18 protein-coding genes are annotated in these 14,746 nt (G+C 42.8%); 5 read left to right on the plus strand and 13 right to left on the minus strand.

Translation table 11 applies throughout. The features are described 5' to 3' along the window. Positions 1–127: 127 nt before the first annotated feature. From BEP19_RS15370 to BEP19_RS15380, 3 genes are all read right to left on the minus strand, one after another. Complete coding sequence (locus BEP19_RS15370) at positions 128–1,018, minus strand: C40 family peptidase (RefSeq protein WP_120190822.1); 891 nt, start codon at positions 1,016–1,018, stop codon at positions 128–130. Between the two features lie 74 nt (positions 1,019–1,092). Next, entirely contained in the window at positions 1,093–1,509 is a 417-nt protein-coding gene (locus tag BEP19_RS15375) for a CoA-binding protein (protein WP_211329375.1), read from the minus strand. 9 nt (positions 1,510–1,518) lie between these two features. After that, positions 1,519–3,027, minus strand: coding sequence for a leucyl aminopeptidase (locus BEP19_RS15380; protein WP_120190824.1), 1,509 nt, complete (start codon positions 3,025–3,027; stop codon positions 1,519–1,521). 172 nt (positions 3,028–3,199) lie between these two features. Here BEP19_RS15380 and BEP19_RS15385 point away from each other — a divergent pair, with 172 nt between their 5' ends. Continuing rightward, positions 3,200–3,679 (plus strand): divergent PAP2 family protein, encoded by a 480-nt coding sequence (locus tag BEP19_RS15385; protein WP_120190825.1) that lies wholly within the window; start codon positions 3,200–3,202, stop codon positions 3,677–3,679. A 94-nt stretch (positions 3,680–3,773) separates the two neighbouring features. Here BEP19_RS15385 and BEP19_RS15390 read toward each other — a convergent pair whose 3' ends face one another. Continuing rightward, entirely contained in the window at positions 3,774–4,031 is a 258-nt protein-coding gene (locus BEP19_RS15390) for a YuiB family protein (protein WP_120190826.1), read from the minus strand. Positions 4,032–4,254: 223 nt separating this feature from the next. Between BEP19_RS15390 and BEP19_RS15395 the strand changes: the two genes are divergently transcribed. Beyond that, on the plus strand, positions 4,255–6,321 hold the full coding sequence (locus BEP19_RS15395) for a catalase (RefSeq protein ID WP_120190827.1): 2,067 nt from the start codon (positions 4,255–4,257) through the stop codon (positions 6,319–6,321). A 42-nt stretch (positions 6,322–6,363) separates the two neighbouring features. Here the strand turns inward: BEP19_RS15395 and BEP19_RS15400 are convergent, their stop codons facing one another. The 3 genes from BEP19_RS15400 to erpA form a co-directional block, all read right to left on the minus strand. Next, positions 6,364–6,612 (minus strand): hypothetical protein, encoded by a 249-nt coding sequence (locus BEP19_RS15400; RefSeq protein ID WP_120190828.1) that lies wholly within the window; start codon positions 6,610–6,612, stop codon positions 6,364–6,366. Positions 6,613–6,623: 11 nt separating this feature from the next. Next, positions 6,624–7,814, minus strand: coding sequence for an NAD(P)/FAD-dependent oxidoreductase (locus BEP19_RS15405; RefSeq protein WP_120190829.1), 1,191 nt, complete (start codon positions 7,812–7,814; stop codon positions 6,624–6,626). A 242-nt stretch (positions 7,815–8,056) separates the two neighbouring features. After that, the gene (gene erpA, locus BEP19_RS15410; protein WP_120190830.1) at positions 8,057–8,416 is read right to left on the minus strand and encodes an iron-sulfur cluster insertion protein ErpA; all 360 of its coding nucleotides are present in this window, start codon (positions 8,414–8,416) and stop codon (positions 8,057–8,059) included. Between the two features lie 389 nt (positions 8,417–8,805). Here erpA and mqnE point away from each other — a divergent pair, with 389 nt between their 5' ends. Continuing rightward, positions 8,806–9,909 (plus strand): aminofutalosine synthase MqnE, encoded by a 1,104-nt coding sequence (mqnE, locus tag BEP19_RS15415; RefSeq protein WP_120190831.1) that lies wholly within the window; start codon positions 8,806–8,808, stop codon positions 9,907–9,909. Positions 9,910–10,100: 191 nt separating this feature from the next. Here mqnE and BEP19_RS15420 read toward each other — a convergent pair whose 3' ends face one another. Together BEP19_RS15420 and BEP19_RS15425 are read right to left on the minus strand one after the other, a co-directional pair. Further along, positions 10,101–10,370, minus strand: coding sequence for a YuzB family protein (locus BEP19_RS15420; protein ID WP_120190832.1), 270 nt, complete (start codon positions 10,368–10,370; stop codon positions 10,101–10,103). Between the two features lie 13 nt (positions 10,371–10,383). After that, on the minus strand, positions 10,384–10,698 hold the full coding sequence (locus tag BEP19_RS15425; RefSeq protein WP_120190833.1) for a DUF1462 family protein: 315 nt from the start codon (positions 10,696–10,698) through the stop codon (positions 10,384–10,386). A gap of 148 nt (positions 10,699–10,846) precedes the next feature. Here BEP19_RS15425 and BEP19_RS15430 point away from each other — a divergent pair, with 148 nt between their 5' ends. Next, on the plus strand, positions 10,847–11,077 hold the full coding sequence (locus tag BEP19_RS15430; protein ID WP_120190834.1) for a NifU family protein: 231 nt from the start codon (positions 10,847–10,849) through the stop codon (positions 11,075–11,077). Positions 11,078–11,147: 70 nt separating this feature from the next. Here BEP19_RS15430 and BEP19_RS15435 read toward each other — a convergent pair whose 3' ends face one another. After that, complete coding sequence (locus BEP19_RS15435; protein ID WP_120190835.1) at positions 11,148–12,218, minus strand: protein kinase family protein; 1,071 nt, start codon at positions 12,216–12,218, stop codon at positions 11,148–11,150. A gap of 34 nt (positions 12,219–12,252) precedes the next feature. Beyond that, complete coding sequence (locus BEP19_RS15440; RefSeq protein WP_120190836.1) at positions 12,253–12,735, minus strand: NUDIX hydrolase; 483 nt, start codon at positions 12,733–12,735, stop codon at positions 12,253–12,255. Between the two features lie 48 nt (positions 12,736–12,783). Between BEP19_RS15440 and BEP19_RS15445 the strand changes: the two genes are divergently transcribed. Further along, positions 12,784–13,293, plus strand: a complete 510-nt coding sequence (locus BEP19_RS15445) for a phosphatidylglycerophosphatase A family protein (protein WP_211329365.1) — start codon at positions 12,784–12,786, stop codon at positions 13,291–13,293. A 116-nt stretch (positions 13,294–13,409) separates the two neighbouring features. Here the strand turns inward: BEP19_RS15445 and BEP19_RS15450 are convergent, their stop codons facing one another. After that, complete coding sequence (locus BEP19_RS15450) at positions 13,410–14,054, minus strand: helix-turn-helix transcriptional regulator (RefSeq protein WP_120190837.1); 645 nt, start codon at positions 14,052–14,054, stop codon at positions 13,410–13,412. A 162-nt stretch (positions 14,055–14,216) separates the two neighbouring features. Continuing rightward, the gene (locus BEP19_RS15455; RefSeq protein WP_120190838.1) at positions 14,217–14,654 is read right to left on the minus strand and encodes a DUF86 domain-containing protein; all 438 of its coding nucleotides are present in this window, start codon (positions 14,652–14,654) and stop codon (positions 14,217–14,219) included. Positions 14,655–14,746: the final 92 nt, after the last annotated feature.

Here is a 14,746-nt window from a genome sequence, read left to right on the forward strand (position 1 = left end):
CCTTCTACATTTCATAGTTATATAATAATCCTTTTATCCTAAAACGCCTACACAATTTTTATTAAGAAAACCTTAAATTTTTAACAAAACAAAAACCCACTCCTAAAAGTGGGCTAAAACGAAAAGACTATGGTCGTTTGGCAAATAAAAGTCTTTGTTCCCAATATCCGGCTAGTTCGCTTTTCGTCACACCAGGGTCCCCATATGTATGGATGATTTCTCCATTTCCAGCGTACATCGCGACATGCCCAACCATGCGATTACTGGCATAGCGACCGGGTGTGAAAAAGAAAAGCAAATCGCCCGGCTTGAACTGATCCGCGCTGATTCGCCGTCCGACACTTGCCTGTTCTATTGAACTTCGCGGAACTTCAACGCCAAATCGTTCTAGCACATACTTTACAAAAGAGGAACAATCAAAAGCTTTTGTTTCCCGGTAATCATCCGCTCCAAATTCATACGGCGTCCCTAAAAACCTTTCCGCAAAACGAATGACTTCAGCGCCATTCACGTTTCCGCTCGATTGAATCGAGGCTGACTTTTGTCCCTCATCTGTCGAGAGTAGCGTAGGCGCGACGAGACTTAACTTCCTCTTATTAGCATCCCACTTGATTTCAGTATTTAATAACGCTGACAACGCCTCAACCGTCATAAACAATTGATCATTTTGCGCGCGCGGAGCGCGCGGCAACATGATTCTCCGATCTCCGACTGTTGCGGAGATGTCCCCTGCCTTTACAGTATAAATCGGATCGGTATAACCAATTTGGTAGGTTTCGCCAGCTTGTTGCATTCTGAGATCTAAGGCGTTCATTGTCTCTTGTACAGCGACCCACCTCTTACCCGTATGTTCAATTTGGAGCGGGATGACTCGATTCGTTTTTTGGCCATCGATCGTTAGCTGGGCCGATGCGCTCATTTGTTTAACGGGAGGAGATGTAGCTTGGCAAGCCCCAATTAAAAACAAACAACACAGTGGCAACCAGCGGCGCGCTAACTTTTGCATAGAAAAAACCAAGCGGTTCAACTCCTTAGCATTATTCTAAACTTAGTTTGTTTAGAAACAGAAGGATTATCCCCGATTGAAAAATATTATGACTGAATCAGTTCAGCATAAGCTACTTTGATACAATAATCCATGATAACCGACATTCCATGTTGTTTACACAAGGCGGCAGCCTCTTCATGAACCAACCCTAACTGCATCCAGAACACTTTGCCTTGTCCGTATTCAACCGCTTCTTCGGCAACGGGCATAATTTGATCCACACGTCGGAACACATTAATAATGTCGACAGGTTCTTTAATCTCCGTCAAGGTCGCCACTGCTTTTTCGCCTAATGCTTCCTTAATCATCGGATTAACAGGGATGATCTTATACCCATAGCTTTGCATTCTTTTAGCCACTTGATAACTGATTCGATCCGGGTTATCAGACAAGCCGACAATAGCAATCGTTTTCGCGTCTACTAAAATTTGTTTAATTTCTTCTTTCGATGGATTTTGCATCGCCATTATTTATTCCTCCGTTCGATTTGCGGAACGCCCCATGGCTAGTACAGCCAACGTCCTTGTCATCGCCCCAGTCCCGCCTTGCGGGGATAGTTCTTCTTGTTTATCAGCCCAAGAGGTACCCGCGATGTCCAAATGAACCCACGGCGTTTCTTCAGCGAATGCCCCGATAAATAGTCCGCCGGTAATACTGCCGGCATTGCGTCCGCCTGTATTTTTCAAATCAGCGACCCGACTCTTAATTTGTTCCTTGTATGGCTTAAAGGAAGGCAATTGCCACACGAGTTCCCCCGCATCAGCCGCAGCATGTAACACTTCATCCACAAAATCGTCGTCATTCGTCACAACACCTGTCGTACAGGTTCCAAGCGCGACTAACACGGCTCCTGTTAACGTCGCAACGTCAACGATGTAATCCGCGCCTAGCTTTTTTGCGTAACTGACGCCATCAGCGAGCACCAAACGACCTTCCGCATCCGTATTCAACACTTCAACAGTCCGCCCGCTCATCGTCGTAATGATATCACCTGGTTTTAAGGCTGTTCCTGAAGGCATATTTTCTGCGCTTGGAATGACAGCCAACACGTTTACAGACGGTTTTAAACGTCCGAGCGCTTCTAAAGCGCCAATTACCGCAGCCGCCCCACCCATATCGCCAATCATCTCTTCCATTTTCAGTCCCGGCTTTAAAGAAATGCCTCCCGTATCAAAACTGATACCTTTTCCAACAAAACCAAGCACATCGTCCCAATTTTGGGCGCCTTTATATTTAATCGCAATTAATTTCGGTGGCTGAGCGCTCCCTTGGGCGACCCCAAGCAGCCCGCCCATACCGAGCTTTTCCATATCCTCTCGTTCAAGCACTTCATATTCCATCCCGTAACGTTGCGCTACCGCAACAGCGGCGTCGGCGATTTGAGCTGGCGTCATCTTATTGCCCGGCGTATTCACTAAATCTCTCGCCAAATTTGTGCCCGCGGAAAACGCTTCTGCAATTTGCGCTCCTCGGCTCACTTCCGCCTCTTGGTCGCTCAAACTCGTGGCAATCACAACGCTGTCGACTTGATGGTATTCTCTCTCCTCCCAAGCATATCCTTTAAACCGATACCCGCCTAGAGCCGCGCCTTCCCCAAGCGCATGCGCCATTTCTTGCGCTTGCGTTGTATCGATCAGATAACTTTCCAAGCAAAATACAAGCTGATCCACTTTATCGTTTAAACCAATGCGGATCGCTGTAGCAGCAGCCCCGCGAACAGATTCAAAGGTGGGTTCTTTGCCAAGTCCAACTAACATAATCCGTTTACTTGGCAGTTTTCCGAATGTATATAATGTAAGCGTTTCTTTATTCTTTCCTAAAAAATCACCTTCAGCCAGCAAGCTCGAAATTTGACCTTCTAATTTTTGATCAATTTGACTGAGCGCGCCTTCCGGCTTTTTTTCCCCTTCCAAGACCCCTAACACGAGACAGTCTGTTTGAAGATCTACTATCTCTTGAACCGTCGTTGAAATTTTCATTTGTTGCACCTCCGTGATTTAAAACAACATGTTTATTTTACCAATTTATGACTAGCTTGTACAACAAGCGCTTATTTTTAAAAAGAAGCGTTTCATTTCTCTTCAAATTTAGTTTGCAATCCCTTATGATGGAGTATAGCTAAAGGTTCGATAATAGAAAGGAAGAATGCGCATGTCGATTTTTCACAACTACCCGCTATGGTCTTCCCTTATAGCCATTGGTTTAGCGCAATTTTTAAAAATTCCCATTCATTTCTTCACTCATCGCGCTTGGAAATGGGGACTGTTATTCAGCACAGGAGGGATGCCCAGTTCCCATTCAGCGGCCGTGACCGGTTTAGCCACATCCATTGGCTTATCAGAAGGGTTTGCTTCTTCCTATTTTTCAATCGCAACGATCTTTGCGGTGATCGTGATGTTTGATGCTGCTGGGGTACGTAGACACGCGGGAAAACATGCGGCCCTATTAAACGTTTTGCTCGAAGATTTTAATATGATGAAGGAAGAGTTGAAACTTTTACGTTTCAAACCAGAACATGAAAAACGTGAACAATTAAAAGAACTGCTCGGTCATAAACCGATTGAAGTGTTAATCGGAGCCTGGCTTGGAATTATTCTTGCAATTGGACTCGGCTATCTATTTGAGTTTTAAACGTGCCGAAAAGAGAAAAAAGGTAGAACATCACCCATGATATTCTACCTTTTTTTAATTTAAACAACCAAAAAAGACACGTTTTCGTGTCTTCTTAGAACATTCGGTACCCTCTTTGTCTTAGCATCTTAATCACAACGCCGCTCAGCGCCGCCCCCGTTAGTCCAGATGTTAAAATCGTGTAATCAACCGCTTTTAAAGCGCCCATGCGGATGAATAAGTAAACAATCAATAATGCATACATCACTAACGGTAACCACGTGGTCTTGATTAACATATTTAAAACAAATCCAATCCCAAACGCAAGAAACAGAAACAGCGGGACGGATATAATGAGTTGAACGATATTCACGTTACACACCTCCAATAACCAGTTTACTTTATTTTTTATAGCTTGGTCAATAACAAACATTGCCCCCGAATGTAAAGTGATCATAATGCGCTTGATTCACTCAATTCGGACAAACCTATTTCATTTAAATCAACATTCGTTAACTAACAAATGAATAATCATGAACACTTCGCCATACTTATTTAAATGATACGAAATAGTACTTTAAGGATAGGTGATTTGTATGGATCATTCTTCATCGAGAAACAAAAAGGGAATCGACGGGAATCAGCAGGATGCGAAGCAGGAACAATTAGATCAATACCGTATCCAAAACACCGGCAAGCCGATGACGACAAATCAAGGCCGAACAATATCCAACGATGAGCAAATTTTAACAGCCGGTGAACGCGGTCCTGGCCTACTTGAGGATTGGCATTACTTTGAGAAAATGACACACTTTGTGCAAGAAGAAGAACCTGAAAGAGTCGTTCATGCTAGAGGTTATAGCGCCTATGGAGAATTTGAATGCTATCAGTCGATGAAACATGTGACCAAAGCAGGCTTTCTGCAGGAACCAGGGAAAAAGACTCCTCTTACAATCCGTTTTTCTACCGTCCAAGGACCAAGGGGATCTTATGATACGGCAAGAGATTTACGTTGTCAGGGTGTGAAATTTTACACAGAGGAAGGAAATTACGATCTTACGACCATTGCAATGCCCGTCTTGATTAATAACGACCCGATGAAATTCCCAGATGCGATGCATGCGTATCAAGCTAAATCAGATGACGATATCCCAACAGCAAGCGGAGCCCATGACCGATTTTGGGATTATGTAGCTAACAATCCGGAGTCGATTCATATGGTGACGTGGATCATGTCCGATCGCGGCATTATAAGAAGTTACAGAATGATGGAATCGTGGTCGATTAACACGTACTTATTTGTAAACGAAAAAGGAGTCGCAACCTTTGTTCGTTTTGTCTGGAAACCCATGCTAGGGGTCCATTCCTTCCTTCAGGATGAGGCATTAAAAATTGGTGGTATTGATCCCGATTTCCATCGCAAAGATCTGAGAGAAGCAATTGATTGCGGGGCCTACCCTGAATATGAACTCGGCGTTCAACTCATTCCGATGGAAGATGAATTTAAATACGATTTCGATGTGCTCGATCCTACAAAGTTTTGGCCAGAAGAACTCGTCCCTGTCCACTCGATCGGGAAGATGACTTTAAATCGAAACATTGATAATTATCATACAGAATCAGAACAAGTCGCATTTAATCCCGCGAATGTCGTTCCAGGTATTGATTTTTCGAACGATCCCGTCCTGCAAGGAAGATTAATCGCTTATCATAATGCGCAAGTACACCGAATTGGTCCCAATTTCCAAGAGTTACCCATCAATAGATCACTTTGTCCTTTTCATAATAACCAGCGCCGAGGCCCCATGAGATTTCGAATTGATGTCGATCAGGTTAACTATCATAAAAATTCATTAGCAAATAACACACCCTATACAACACCCCCAGAAGAAGGCGGATACGAGCATTATCCAAAAAAGGTAGAAGGACACGTCACCCGTAACCGAAGCGCTTCGTTCACAGATTATTTTACGCAACCCCGCATTTTTTGGAATAGCTTAACACCTGTCGAAAAGCAGCACACCATTGAAGCGTTTAGCTACCAACTTGGAAAGGTTAAGAGTGAATCTGTCCGCCAACAAAACGTTAATCTATTGGTTAATGTAGATCAGGAATTAGCCTGTATTATTGCCGATAATATAGGGGTAGAGCGCCCAAGCGGAACCCATATCTCTGTTTCAACAAGCTATCCTTCCCTTAGCCAGGCAAATACACCCCGCTATGCCAATACACTAAAAGTTGGTGTTTTGATTGGAGATGGCTTTAACGGAAAAGAAGTAACAAGCGCGCTCCAGTTCCTGCAAAAGAATGGGGTTTTCATCGAGATAATCAGTGAGAAATTGGGATTCGTCACTGGGGCCGACGGAATCAAGATTAAAGTCAATAAGACCTTTCTCACATCTAGTCCTTACTTGGTTGACGCCATTTACATCGTTGGAGGAAATTCACAGTACCAAGCAAAATTTATGCAAGACGTTTTAGGGTTTGTGCATGATGCCTATAAACACTACAAACCGATTGGTCTTGCTTCAACGGGGCAATCGTATATTCAAACCTCGCCAAACAACAACTTAGCTGGTGTTGTTTTTGCCGCTAACAATCCCAACTTTCCTCAAGATTTTACAACTGCAATTGCTCAACAGCGCTTTTGGAATAGAAAATAGAGATTTATAAGGGAAAAATCCTAGAGAAGCATCTAGCCCACTCTAGGATTTTGTCGTGTCCTCATCTAGTTGTTGGATAAAGTCTTGATTCATGCGATCCCTTTCTTTACTCCCCTCTTTTAACCGTTCGATTGCGGGAGAGATTAAATATTCAATTTCCTTTTGAACATGGTACGCTAAATCATATTTATTTTGACTTTCAAGAAACTTTCCAATTTCAAACAAGTTCTCATACCGTTCTAATTCATCTGAGGTTAGTTTCGCTCTAACCTGCACACTTGCATGTCGCATACGTTCCCCACCTAAAACTTAGATTTCTTCATGACAAGGCCGATGCCGCCAATTTTATAAAGGTAACGATGATCAATCACTTCTTTGAGCATAGCGGCTGTCGAGCCGAACACCTTTTTATTTCCGACGATACCAATCCCTTCCCCTTTGCCAAGAGAAGCTACTGTCCCTTTTAGATCAGGTTGAAACTTAGTTATTTGACCGCCCCGGATTGACTTTGCCAGGTTTTCGGCCAACGCTTCTCCTTGTTGCATCGCGATCTGCGCGGTTGGCGGAAACGGTCGATTTTGCGTTTCGTCGATGACAAGAGAACCATCGCCAATTACAAACACATCATCATAACCAGGCGCCCGCAAATACTCATCTACCTTCACTCTGCCGCGAATGACTTCAAAACCCGACTTTTCGATGACCGAATTGCCGCGCACGCCACCCGTCCAAACGACCGTCTTTGCTTTAATTTCTTCGCCATCCGCCAATACGACACCGTCTGGCGTACATTCTTTAATCGGCGTGTTGATTTTAAAAGTAACGCCTTTACTGCTTAAAAGCTCGACAGCATAATCGATTAAATCAGGATCAAAACCTGGTAAAGCAGTTGGAGCCGCTTCAACATTGTAAATTTGGACATGGGCGGGATCTACATCGAATTCTTTGCACAATGCGGGGATACGATCACATAATTCACCAACGAACTCCATCCCAGTAAAGCCTGCTCCGCCTACGATAAACGTGAGATAATCGGCGCGATCCGGTTCTTGCGTAAATTTCGCAAACATATAGTCAATATGCTCTTTGATTAGCCGAACGCTGTTGATATTGCTAATCGTGAACGCATGCTCCTTCAATCCCGAAATCCCAAACGTTTCTGGTTCGCTGCCTAGACCGACGACAAGATAGTCGTAGTCAAGAACGCGACCGTCCGCTAAACTAACTTGCTTGTTGTCCGGTTGAATGCTTTCAACTGTCCCTTTGACAAAGTTAAATTGATTCGTATCTATAATTGACTCGATATCAATTCGACAATTATCGTGATGGATCGTTCCAGCAGCTGGCAAGTGTAACCAGGTCGTTAAATAATGATAATCATGCTGATTCACAACGGTGACCTCAGCTTCATTATAATTCAAAATTTTTTGCAACTTTACCGAGGTCATTACCCCACCATACCCAGCACCAAGAATAACGATTTTTGTACCCATCCCATCACATCCAGTAACTTATTTTTGTTTATGAGAATTGCTTTTCGCAATTTTAAATTTTAACCTAAATAATGAGAATTTTTTCACAAACTATTCACAATTCTTATTGTATAGCCGCGCTACGGGTTTAGCAAGGCTATTTTTCAAACAAAAACAAATTGATTACGGTTTTTACTATACTAGAACGAAACAATGAAAAAAGACCATCCTATTCGGACAGCCGTATTGTTATCTGTTATATTCTATTCGTCACAATCTTCTGGCGTACCAGCGTCGGCCGCTGTTCGGAAACTTGTTCCGCACCCACACGTTGCGGTCGCGTTCGGATTTTCAATCGTGAACCCTCCGCCCATCATCGTTTCTTGGTAATCAATCTGTGTGCCTTTGATCAGTTTTAAACTGTCTCCGTCAATGACAACCTTAATGCCTTGGATGGAAAAGGTTTCATCCTGTTCTGTTTCTTCTTCGTCAAAACCCATCCCATACGTAAAGCCGCTACAACCTCCACCCTGCACTCCAACACGCAAAAACACACTCGGGTTTTCTTGTTCGGCCAATAATTCTTTAATCTTCGTTCCAGCGCTTTCCGTTATTTCTATCATTGCTTTGTCCCTCCTTAGCAGGGTTAACCCACTCATAATCACATCATTTCCATATATCTAAATTATAATGAACGTCAGTCGATTTCACAAGACTACAACTACCCAAATTATGGTTAAAGTGTCAGTCATGTCCCTGTCACAAAACATGCAAGTATCTTGTTCTTTCATCTGTTTAATTTTATAATAAATAGAATTGAGACAATTCGGCAAAAATTACGTTCAGACTTTCTTAATAACACTCAAAAGTTTGTGTAATCCGCCGAAGACTTTAACTAAGGTTCAACGACATGTTGAAGTTGAACCCGACTTAAAGGTTTCCTTTTTTCAAACACATACTAAAATAACCCTTACTGCTTATATTTTATTCGTTGTATTAAAAGGAGGACCCTATGACACTATTAACGGAGAACCCAACGGATCGTTCATTGCTGCCAATTATTGAAAAAGTGCAAGCGGGGCAACGTCTATCCGTTGAAGACGGACTTACGCTTTATGAATCGAATGATTTATTAACGATTGGCCAGTTGGCTAATTCCGTCAATTTAAAGAAAAATGGCAACCACGTCTACTTTATTGAGAACATGTATATCAATCCGACAAACGTTTGTGAAGCAAACTGCAAATTTTGCGGGTTCCGTCGCGATCCTGATGAAGAGGGCGCCTACACGATGTCGACGGATGAGCTACTTCATTATGTAGAAAAAAACTGGAAGCCAACGATTCGAGAATTCCATATTGTCGGCGGACATAACCACACGGTTTCGTTTGATTATTACCTAGACACGATCCGTGTCTTGAAAGAACATTATCCGCAAGCAACGATTAAGGCATATACGGGGGCTGAAGTTGTGTTCTTCAGTCAACTCTCTGGTCTATCCGTAGAAGATGTATTAAAAGAATTGATTAAGGCAGGCTCAGAGTCTTTGACAGGCGGCGGAGCTGAAATCTTAACCGAAAATTATCGAGCGAAGATGAGTCCTGAAAAAGCAAGCACAGATGAATGGCTCAATGCCCACCGCGTCGCTCACGGGCTCGGGTTGAAAACACATGCGACGATGCTGTATGGATCGATTGAGAGCCTAGAAGAACGCCTGATCCATATGGAGCGCCTGCGCCTTTTGCAAGATGAAACGAACGGGTTCATGGTTTTCATTCCGCTAGCGGTCCAGCCAAAACAGGCAAGCGCGGGGATCAAAAGAAGGACATCCGCTTTCGACGATATGAAGACGATCGCAATTAGTCGTCTCATGCTAGATAACTTCCAACATATCAAAGCCTATTGGATTAACATCGGCACTCAATTAACGCAAATGGCGTTATCGTTTGGTTCATCCGACATTCATGGCACGCTTGTTGAAGAAAGAATAAGCCATTCCGCAGGCGCGCTAACCCAATCTGCTTTGACTCGGGACGAGCTCATCTGGTTAATCAAAGGAGCTGGCAAACAGCCAGTTGAACGAGACACTTTTTATAACATTATTAAAGAATATTAAGCGGAGATTCTCCTGTTAAAACGGAAAATCGAACGATATTCAAGCGGCATGCTCAGAGTAATCTAGGATCGCGAGGAATTAAGCGGAGATTCTCCTGTTAAAACAGAAAATCGAACAATATTCAAGCCAGCCCTCATATAAAATAGGCAGGTGTAGCGATTTTTACTTTGCTATACCTGCCTATTTCAACTTTAAAATCCCAACTCGCGCCATTGACGGTCCAACTCTTCTTTTTTCTTTATGAACGCTCTGATTTCTGTAAGCAACGCATCAGGTGTATCCGCGGCGACGACCTCGCCTTCCACGATCGCAAACGGTTGCGCGAAACATTGCTCGCAATTTCCCAAGCACTCTGATTCCATCACTTCCGCATCAGACCATTCAGGATCATGCCCAAGTTGCTCAAAAACCGATTTAGTCCATAAGGCCATATTACTTTGGCAAAACTCAATGAAAATCATCTGAATCTCCTAGTTATTCTATTTTACGAATTCCAAGCTCGTTTAATTCTTTATAAATTAGTTTTAAATCCGGGTTGCCTTCAGTTATGACTTGATCATGAATCACAACGACCGGATACCATAACTCTTCCTCAAATACACGCGTGGAAAACGCCTTTTCTTGTTCCGATTGGGGATCATAAATGTCGACATAGCGAACCTTAAAAGCCGCTTGATCATATACTCTTAATAAGGCAGCTTCCAACCAACTCGCCGTTTCGGTTGATGATGGGGCATTGATGCAACTTGCGCATCGCTCCTCGGCTCCGTAAACTAAAATCTCAAGCACAACGACAACCCCTTCCCACTTTTAGTCTTCACTTATAAGTTGATTTTAACATGATTACAACGGATTCACGAATCGTCAATGTGCTTTATTTATGGATTTATAGTTAAAAGGATATTATAATAGGTAATATGAAAGGAGTGTTTGAAAAATGGCTGAAATTAATGCGCAAGTAACAGAAGTCCTAGATAAACTACGTCCCTTCCTACAACGTGACGGAGGCGACTGTGAATTAGTTGATGTAGAAGATGGTATTGTAAAACTACGCCTTTTAGGCGCTTGCGGTAGTTGCCCAAGCTCCACAATCACGTTAAAAGCGGGTATCGAACGCGCTCTAATGGAAGAAATTCCAGAAGTGAAAGAAGTTCAACAAGTATTCTAAAGAACGATCTGAAATAAACAGAGGACACGCCTATGCGAAAGCTAGGAATGTCCTCTTATTTTTTTACCATTCAACTTAATTCTCCTATCTCTACAAGTGGCGGCAAGCTCACTCCGAAATAACGCCGCGCAAATAGAGGAAAGTCTTGGATCAACAGCTCAGCTCGCCTCATTTCAGTATAGGCAACTTCCGCCGTCATTGTTTCTGTTTCTCCCCTATACAGTTCCAAATGAGTCGTTTCCGAACGAAATAATGAAGGGCGATAATAGAGAGTTTCAACCTTTTTTAAAAGTCGGCCTGGCAATAAGATTAAGGCATACATTAACTGAAATTCATTTGGGGTAATCGGGGAAACGGCATGATAAGCGGCCAAAAAAGTGTAGATACGGCTCGGATCCCAGCCGTACAAACGAACATCCGCTTTTATAAACTGGGCGAGATCGCGGACCCGTGTATCTTCGACGAGCGAAAATGGATCGGTAAAAAAGGGCTGACCAAATTGATTGAGGGTAATTGTTTCATAACTAAAATTGGTGAAGCTTAATCTGCCAAATGGAAACGTATCGTCACAAATCGCCTCATAATCGCATGTCTCTAAACGCATAAGCGAAAGTTCCGTAAGCTGGCGAAAATAGGCGGCGTTGTTTACAAAAAATGCATCAAATGGATCCTGCTCCTCTGTCCCTATCCGCGCTTGCGCAACCGATTCGAATCGTTCCAATTGCTCGTATTTGCTCTGCCATGCTCGCGGCCATCTGCCGATTTCAGAAAAAGAATCTGTGACCCCTTCAAGACATTCTACGCTTATACTATGAAATTCCGCCAACCTAGAGCCGAGTTTACCATAATCGACCCAGCTCGAAGAAGAAATCGGCGAGCCGATCATAAAGTACGCTTGCTCGCCGATTTGCGTCACAATTTCACCCTCCGAATTTTTAAGTATCGGAAACATTAAACTCGTTCGTTGCAACTTTAGATTCACTTTATAAACAAACTCCGCTTTTGGAAGAAAGGCAACTGGAAGGGACTGGAACACCATCGCTCCCCGATTCGTTTCCAGCCAAATGCCGCGAAGCGTCTTCACATATCGATAAATCACAATCCCATATTGACGCTGTAGCGAGGATAACCATCCTGACACGAACACTCAACTCCCGTTGATCGTTTTATATATATTATGTGGGCAGTTGGATTTCAGTGCCTAGCTTTTTTTGAATGGAGGCAAATACAATATCCTTCATATAAGGACTAAATTGTGGCTGATTCGTATTAATATCTAATCCAAATAAAGCCGCATCGTCTGTTTCAAACCCCTTCGGTCGCGGGCCGATCGAGACGACCTTGGCTAGATAAATCGCTTTTATAAATCCGACTTGTTCGTTTGATTCAACCCGATACTCACCGATCTGTTTTGGAGCCAATATTGTGGCCCCTGTTTCCTCCCACGTTTCACGAATCGTTGCTTGACTTGCCGTTTCGCCCGGTTCAATCTTTCCGCCTGGCAGCTCCCACCCACGTTCACTGTGGCAGGTAAAAAGTAACTTCCCTTCATAAATAGGAATTACGAGCACATGATCTGGACGCTCTGAGAATAAATCAGGCGAAAATGTGAGATAAATATGCTGATCGGGATTTTCCTGAACTATTTTTTCAGCCATTCTTTTTACTTCCCTTCTGTAACTAACTCAAATTAAGGAGGCTTAAATATGCCGGATCCATCTCCTATTATAGTCGTTTCCGATGAAGTTCTTGGAGAAAAAGCGCGTGAACTTCTTGAATTTCGAGGTGTCGAAATGGATGACTTAGCAGATTTAGTGTACTACCTTCAAAAGGATTATTGTGAAGGTTTAACGAGAGAAACATGTATCTACCATATTCAAAAAGTATTAGCTAAGCGTGAAGTCCATAACGCAATTATTACTGGAATCCAACTTGATATGCTCGCTGAACAAGAAAAGTTAATGGAGCCGTTGCAAACGATCATCTATAGCGATGAAGGACTATATGGCATTGATGAAATTGTAGCGCTATCGATTGTGAACGTCTACGGTAGCATCGGTCTAACCAATTATGGGTACATCGATAAGGTGAAGCCCGGTATTTTAGAAAAGTTAAATGATAAAACAGACGGAGAAAACCATACATTCCTAGACGATATCGTTGGAGCCATTGCCGCTGCGGCTTCAAGCCGACTTGCGCATAGTATGACTTGTTAAAAAGAAAGATGGCCAACCCCAATTGGTCATCTTCTTTCCTATTTTGTCCAAGCCGCCACGTCATACTCCATTTGATTTTTAATAAAACAAAAAAGAGCAACCTTTACAATGAAAGGCTACTCTAGCTCGGACTCGTTGATCGGTTTGATCACATATACACACTTATCTTCCCCTTGAGCAATGCACTCGTTTCGCTCCACATGCGCTTCAAGCACTTTCTCAAACAGAGACAGCTCACAATCACAGGCCTCGTTATATTCCTTGGCCACTTGCGAAATCGGGCAATTATATTCCTTTAAAATAAAACTCCCGCCAGCGGGTCCCTCTTCTACTTCAACCATGTAGCCTTTTTCATTTTGTAGCTCAGCAAGTTGACTGACTTTCTCCCTCAACGTTTCCCCTTTTACTTGCTTCTTATATTTTTCCGACATACGCTCTTCGCGTCGGTCAAACAACCGTTTGATTTTTTCTTGACCTTCCAGTTCCTCAAGGTCTTGCAAAAAATCCAAGGCAAATTCTGAATAATGACGGGGAAACAAATGATCCGCTTCTTCTGTCAAGGAATACACGTTTGTCGGTCTTCCCATTGCTTGCCTGACCATCTTGGAAGCAATCAGATCATCTCTTTCCAGTGTATTTAAATGACGTCGCACCGCCATTTCAGTGATCTGTAGCTGACTTGCCATCCCGCTGACGGTAAGTGATCCATGGAGCTTCAACATATTTAGAATTTCATTACGAGTAGAATTTCGTCTCGACATGATATCCCCACCGCCTTTCCCTTTATCTATATTCTACTTGATTTATACACATAAGTAAATTTATAAACTAAAATATATAATAAACACACTAATGTTACTAAAGTAGCGATAAAAAAAGAAAGGTGACGTAAAAGTTGCCTCGTCCAACTTTTACGTCACCTTTCACCACAATTCCTTTGCCAAGTATGTTCTGATTATTTCTGGGTAACGCTCAATCACTGCCAACGATTGATGATAGCTTGAATAAAGTTGTTCCCGATGATTGTCTATGTATTCGACAACTAAATTTTTCCTTAAATAAATAATTTGCTTAAAAATCCGCGCTTCTTCAGCCGCATACACCCGTTCATCTTCCATAATATCCACGATATCATCGTAGCCGCCTGGATCGCGCATAATAAAACCATCAATAAGCGTATTACCGATATCTGTCATCCCTTCGATGAACAAATGAAACAATCGCTCCGCCGCAAACCCCGCCGTCTCATCCGCTAAAAATTGTTCTTGCGAGGTAGACATCGTTTGCCGCATCGTTGGAAAGATACAATCCGTCATATAGGTTAGAATATTATTGATTTTTTCAGTATCAACCTTATACATCACCTATCAACCTACTTTTTCCTTTTTTTTATTTTAGCTGATATAATCGCAATCCCGAATGTAAGAGCAACCGCCAGCAAAATAACGAGCAC

This window comes from Ammoniphilus oxalaticus (assembly GCF_003609605.1).
Lineage (GTDB): Bacteria > Bacillota > Bacilli > Aneurinibacillales > RAOX-1 > Ammoniphilus > Ammoniphilus oxalaticus.

Coding starts and splice junctions, on each gene's coding strand:
- BEP19_RS15375 (WP_211329375.1), bottom strand. CDS start 1,509: ATGCAAAATCCATCGAAAGAAGAAATTAAACAAATTTTAGTAGACGCG.
- BEP19_RS15380 (WP_120190824.1), bottom strand. CDS start 3,027: ATGAAAATTTCAACGACGGTTCAAGAGATAGTAGATCTTCAAACAGAC.
- BEP19_RS15385 (WP_120190825.1), top strand. CDS start 3,200: ATGTCGATTTTTCACAACTACCCGCTATGGTCTTCCCTTATAGCCATT.
- BEP19_RS15395 (WP_120190827.1), top strand. CDS start 4,255: ATGGATCATTCTTCATCGAGAAACAAAAAGGGAATCGACGGGAATCAG.
- BEP19_RS15400 (WP_120190828.1), bottom strand. CDS start 6,612: ATGCGACATGCAAGTGTGCAGGTTAGAGCGAAACTAACCTCAGATGAA.
- BEP19_RS15405 (WP_120190829.1), bottom strand. CDS start 7,814: ATGGGTACAAAAATCGTTATTCTTGGTGCTGGGTATGGTGGGGTAATG.
- erpA (WP_120190830.1), bottom strand. CDS start 8,416: ATGATAGAAATAACGGAAAGCGCTGGAACGAAGATTAAAGAATTATTG.
- mqnE (WP_120190831.1), top strand. CDS start 8,806: ATGACACTATTAACGGAGAACCCAACGGATCGTTCATTGCTGCCAATT.
- BEP19_RS15420 (WP_120190832.1), bottom strand. CDS start 10,370: ATGATTTTCATTGAGTTTTGCCAAAGTAATATGGCCTTATGGACTAAA.
- BEP19_RS15430 (WP_120190834.1), top strand. CDS start 10,847: ATGGCTGAAATTAATGCGCAAGTAACAGAAGTCCTAGATAAACTACGT.
- BEP19_RS15440 (WP_120190836.1), bottom strand. CDS start 12,735: ATGGCTGAAAAAATAGTTCAGGAAAATCCCGATCAGCATATTTATCTC.
- BEP19_RS15445 (WP_211329365.1), top strand. CDS start 12,784: ATGCCGGATCCATCTCCTATTATAGTCGTTTCCGATGAAGTTCTTGGA.
- BEP19_RS15450 (WP_120190837.1), bottom strand. CDS start 14,054: ATGTCGAGACGAAATTCTACTCGTAATGAAATTCTAAATATGTTGAAG.
- BEP19_RS15455 (WP_120190838.1), bottom strand. CDS start 14,654: ATGTATAAGGTTGATACTGAAAAAATCAATAATATTCTAACCTATATG.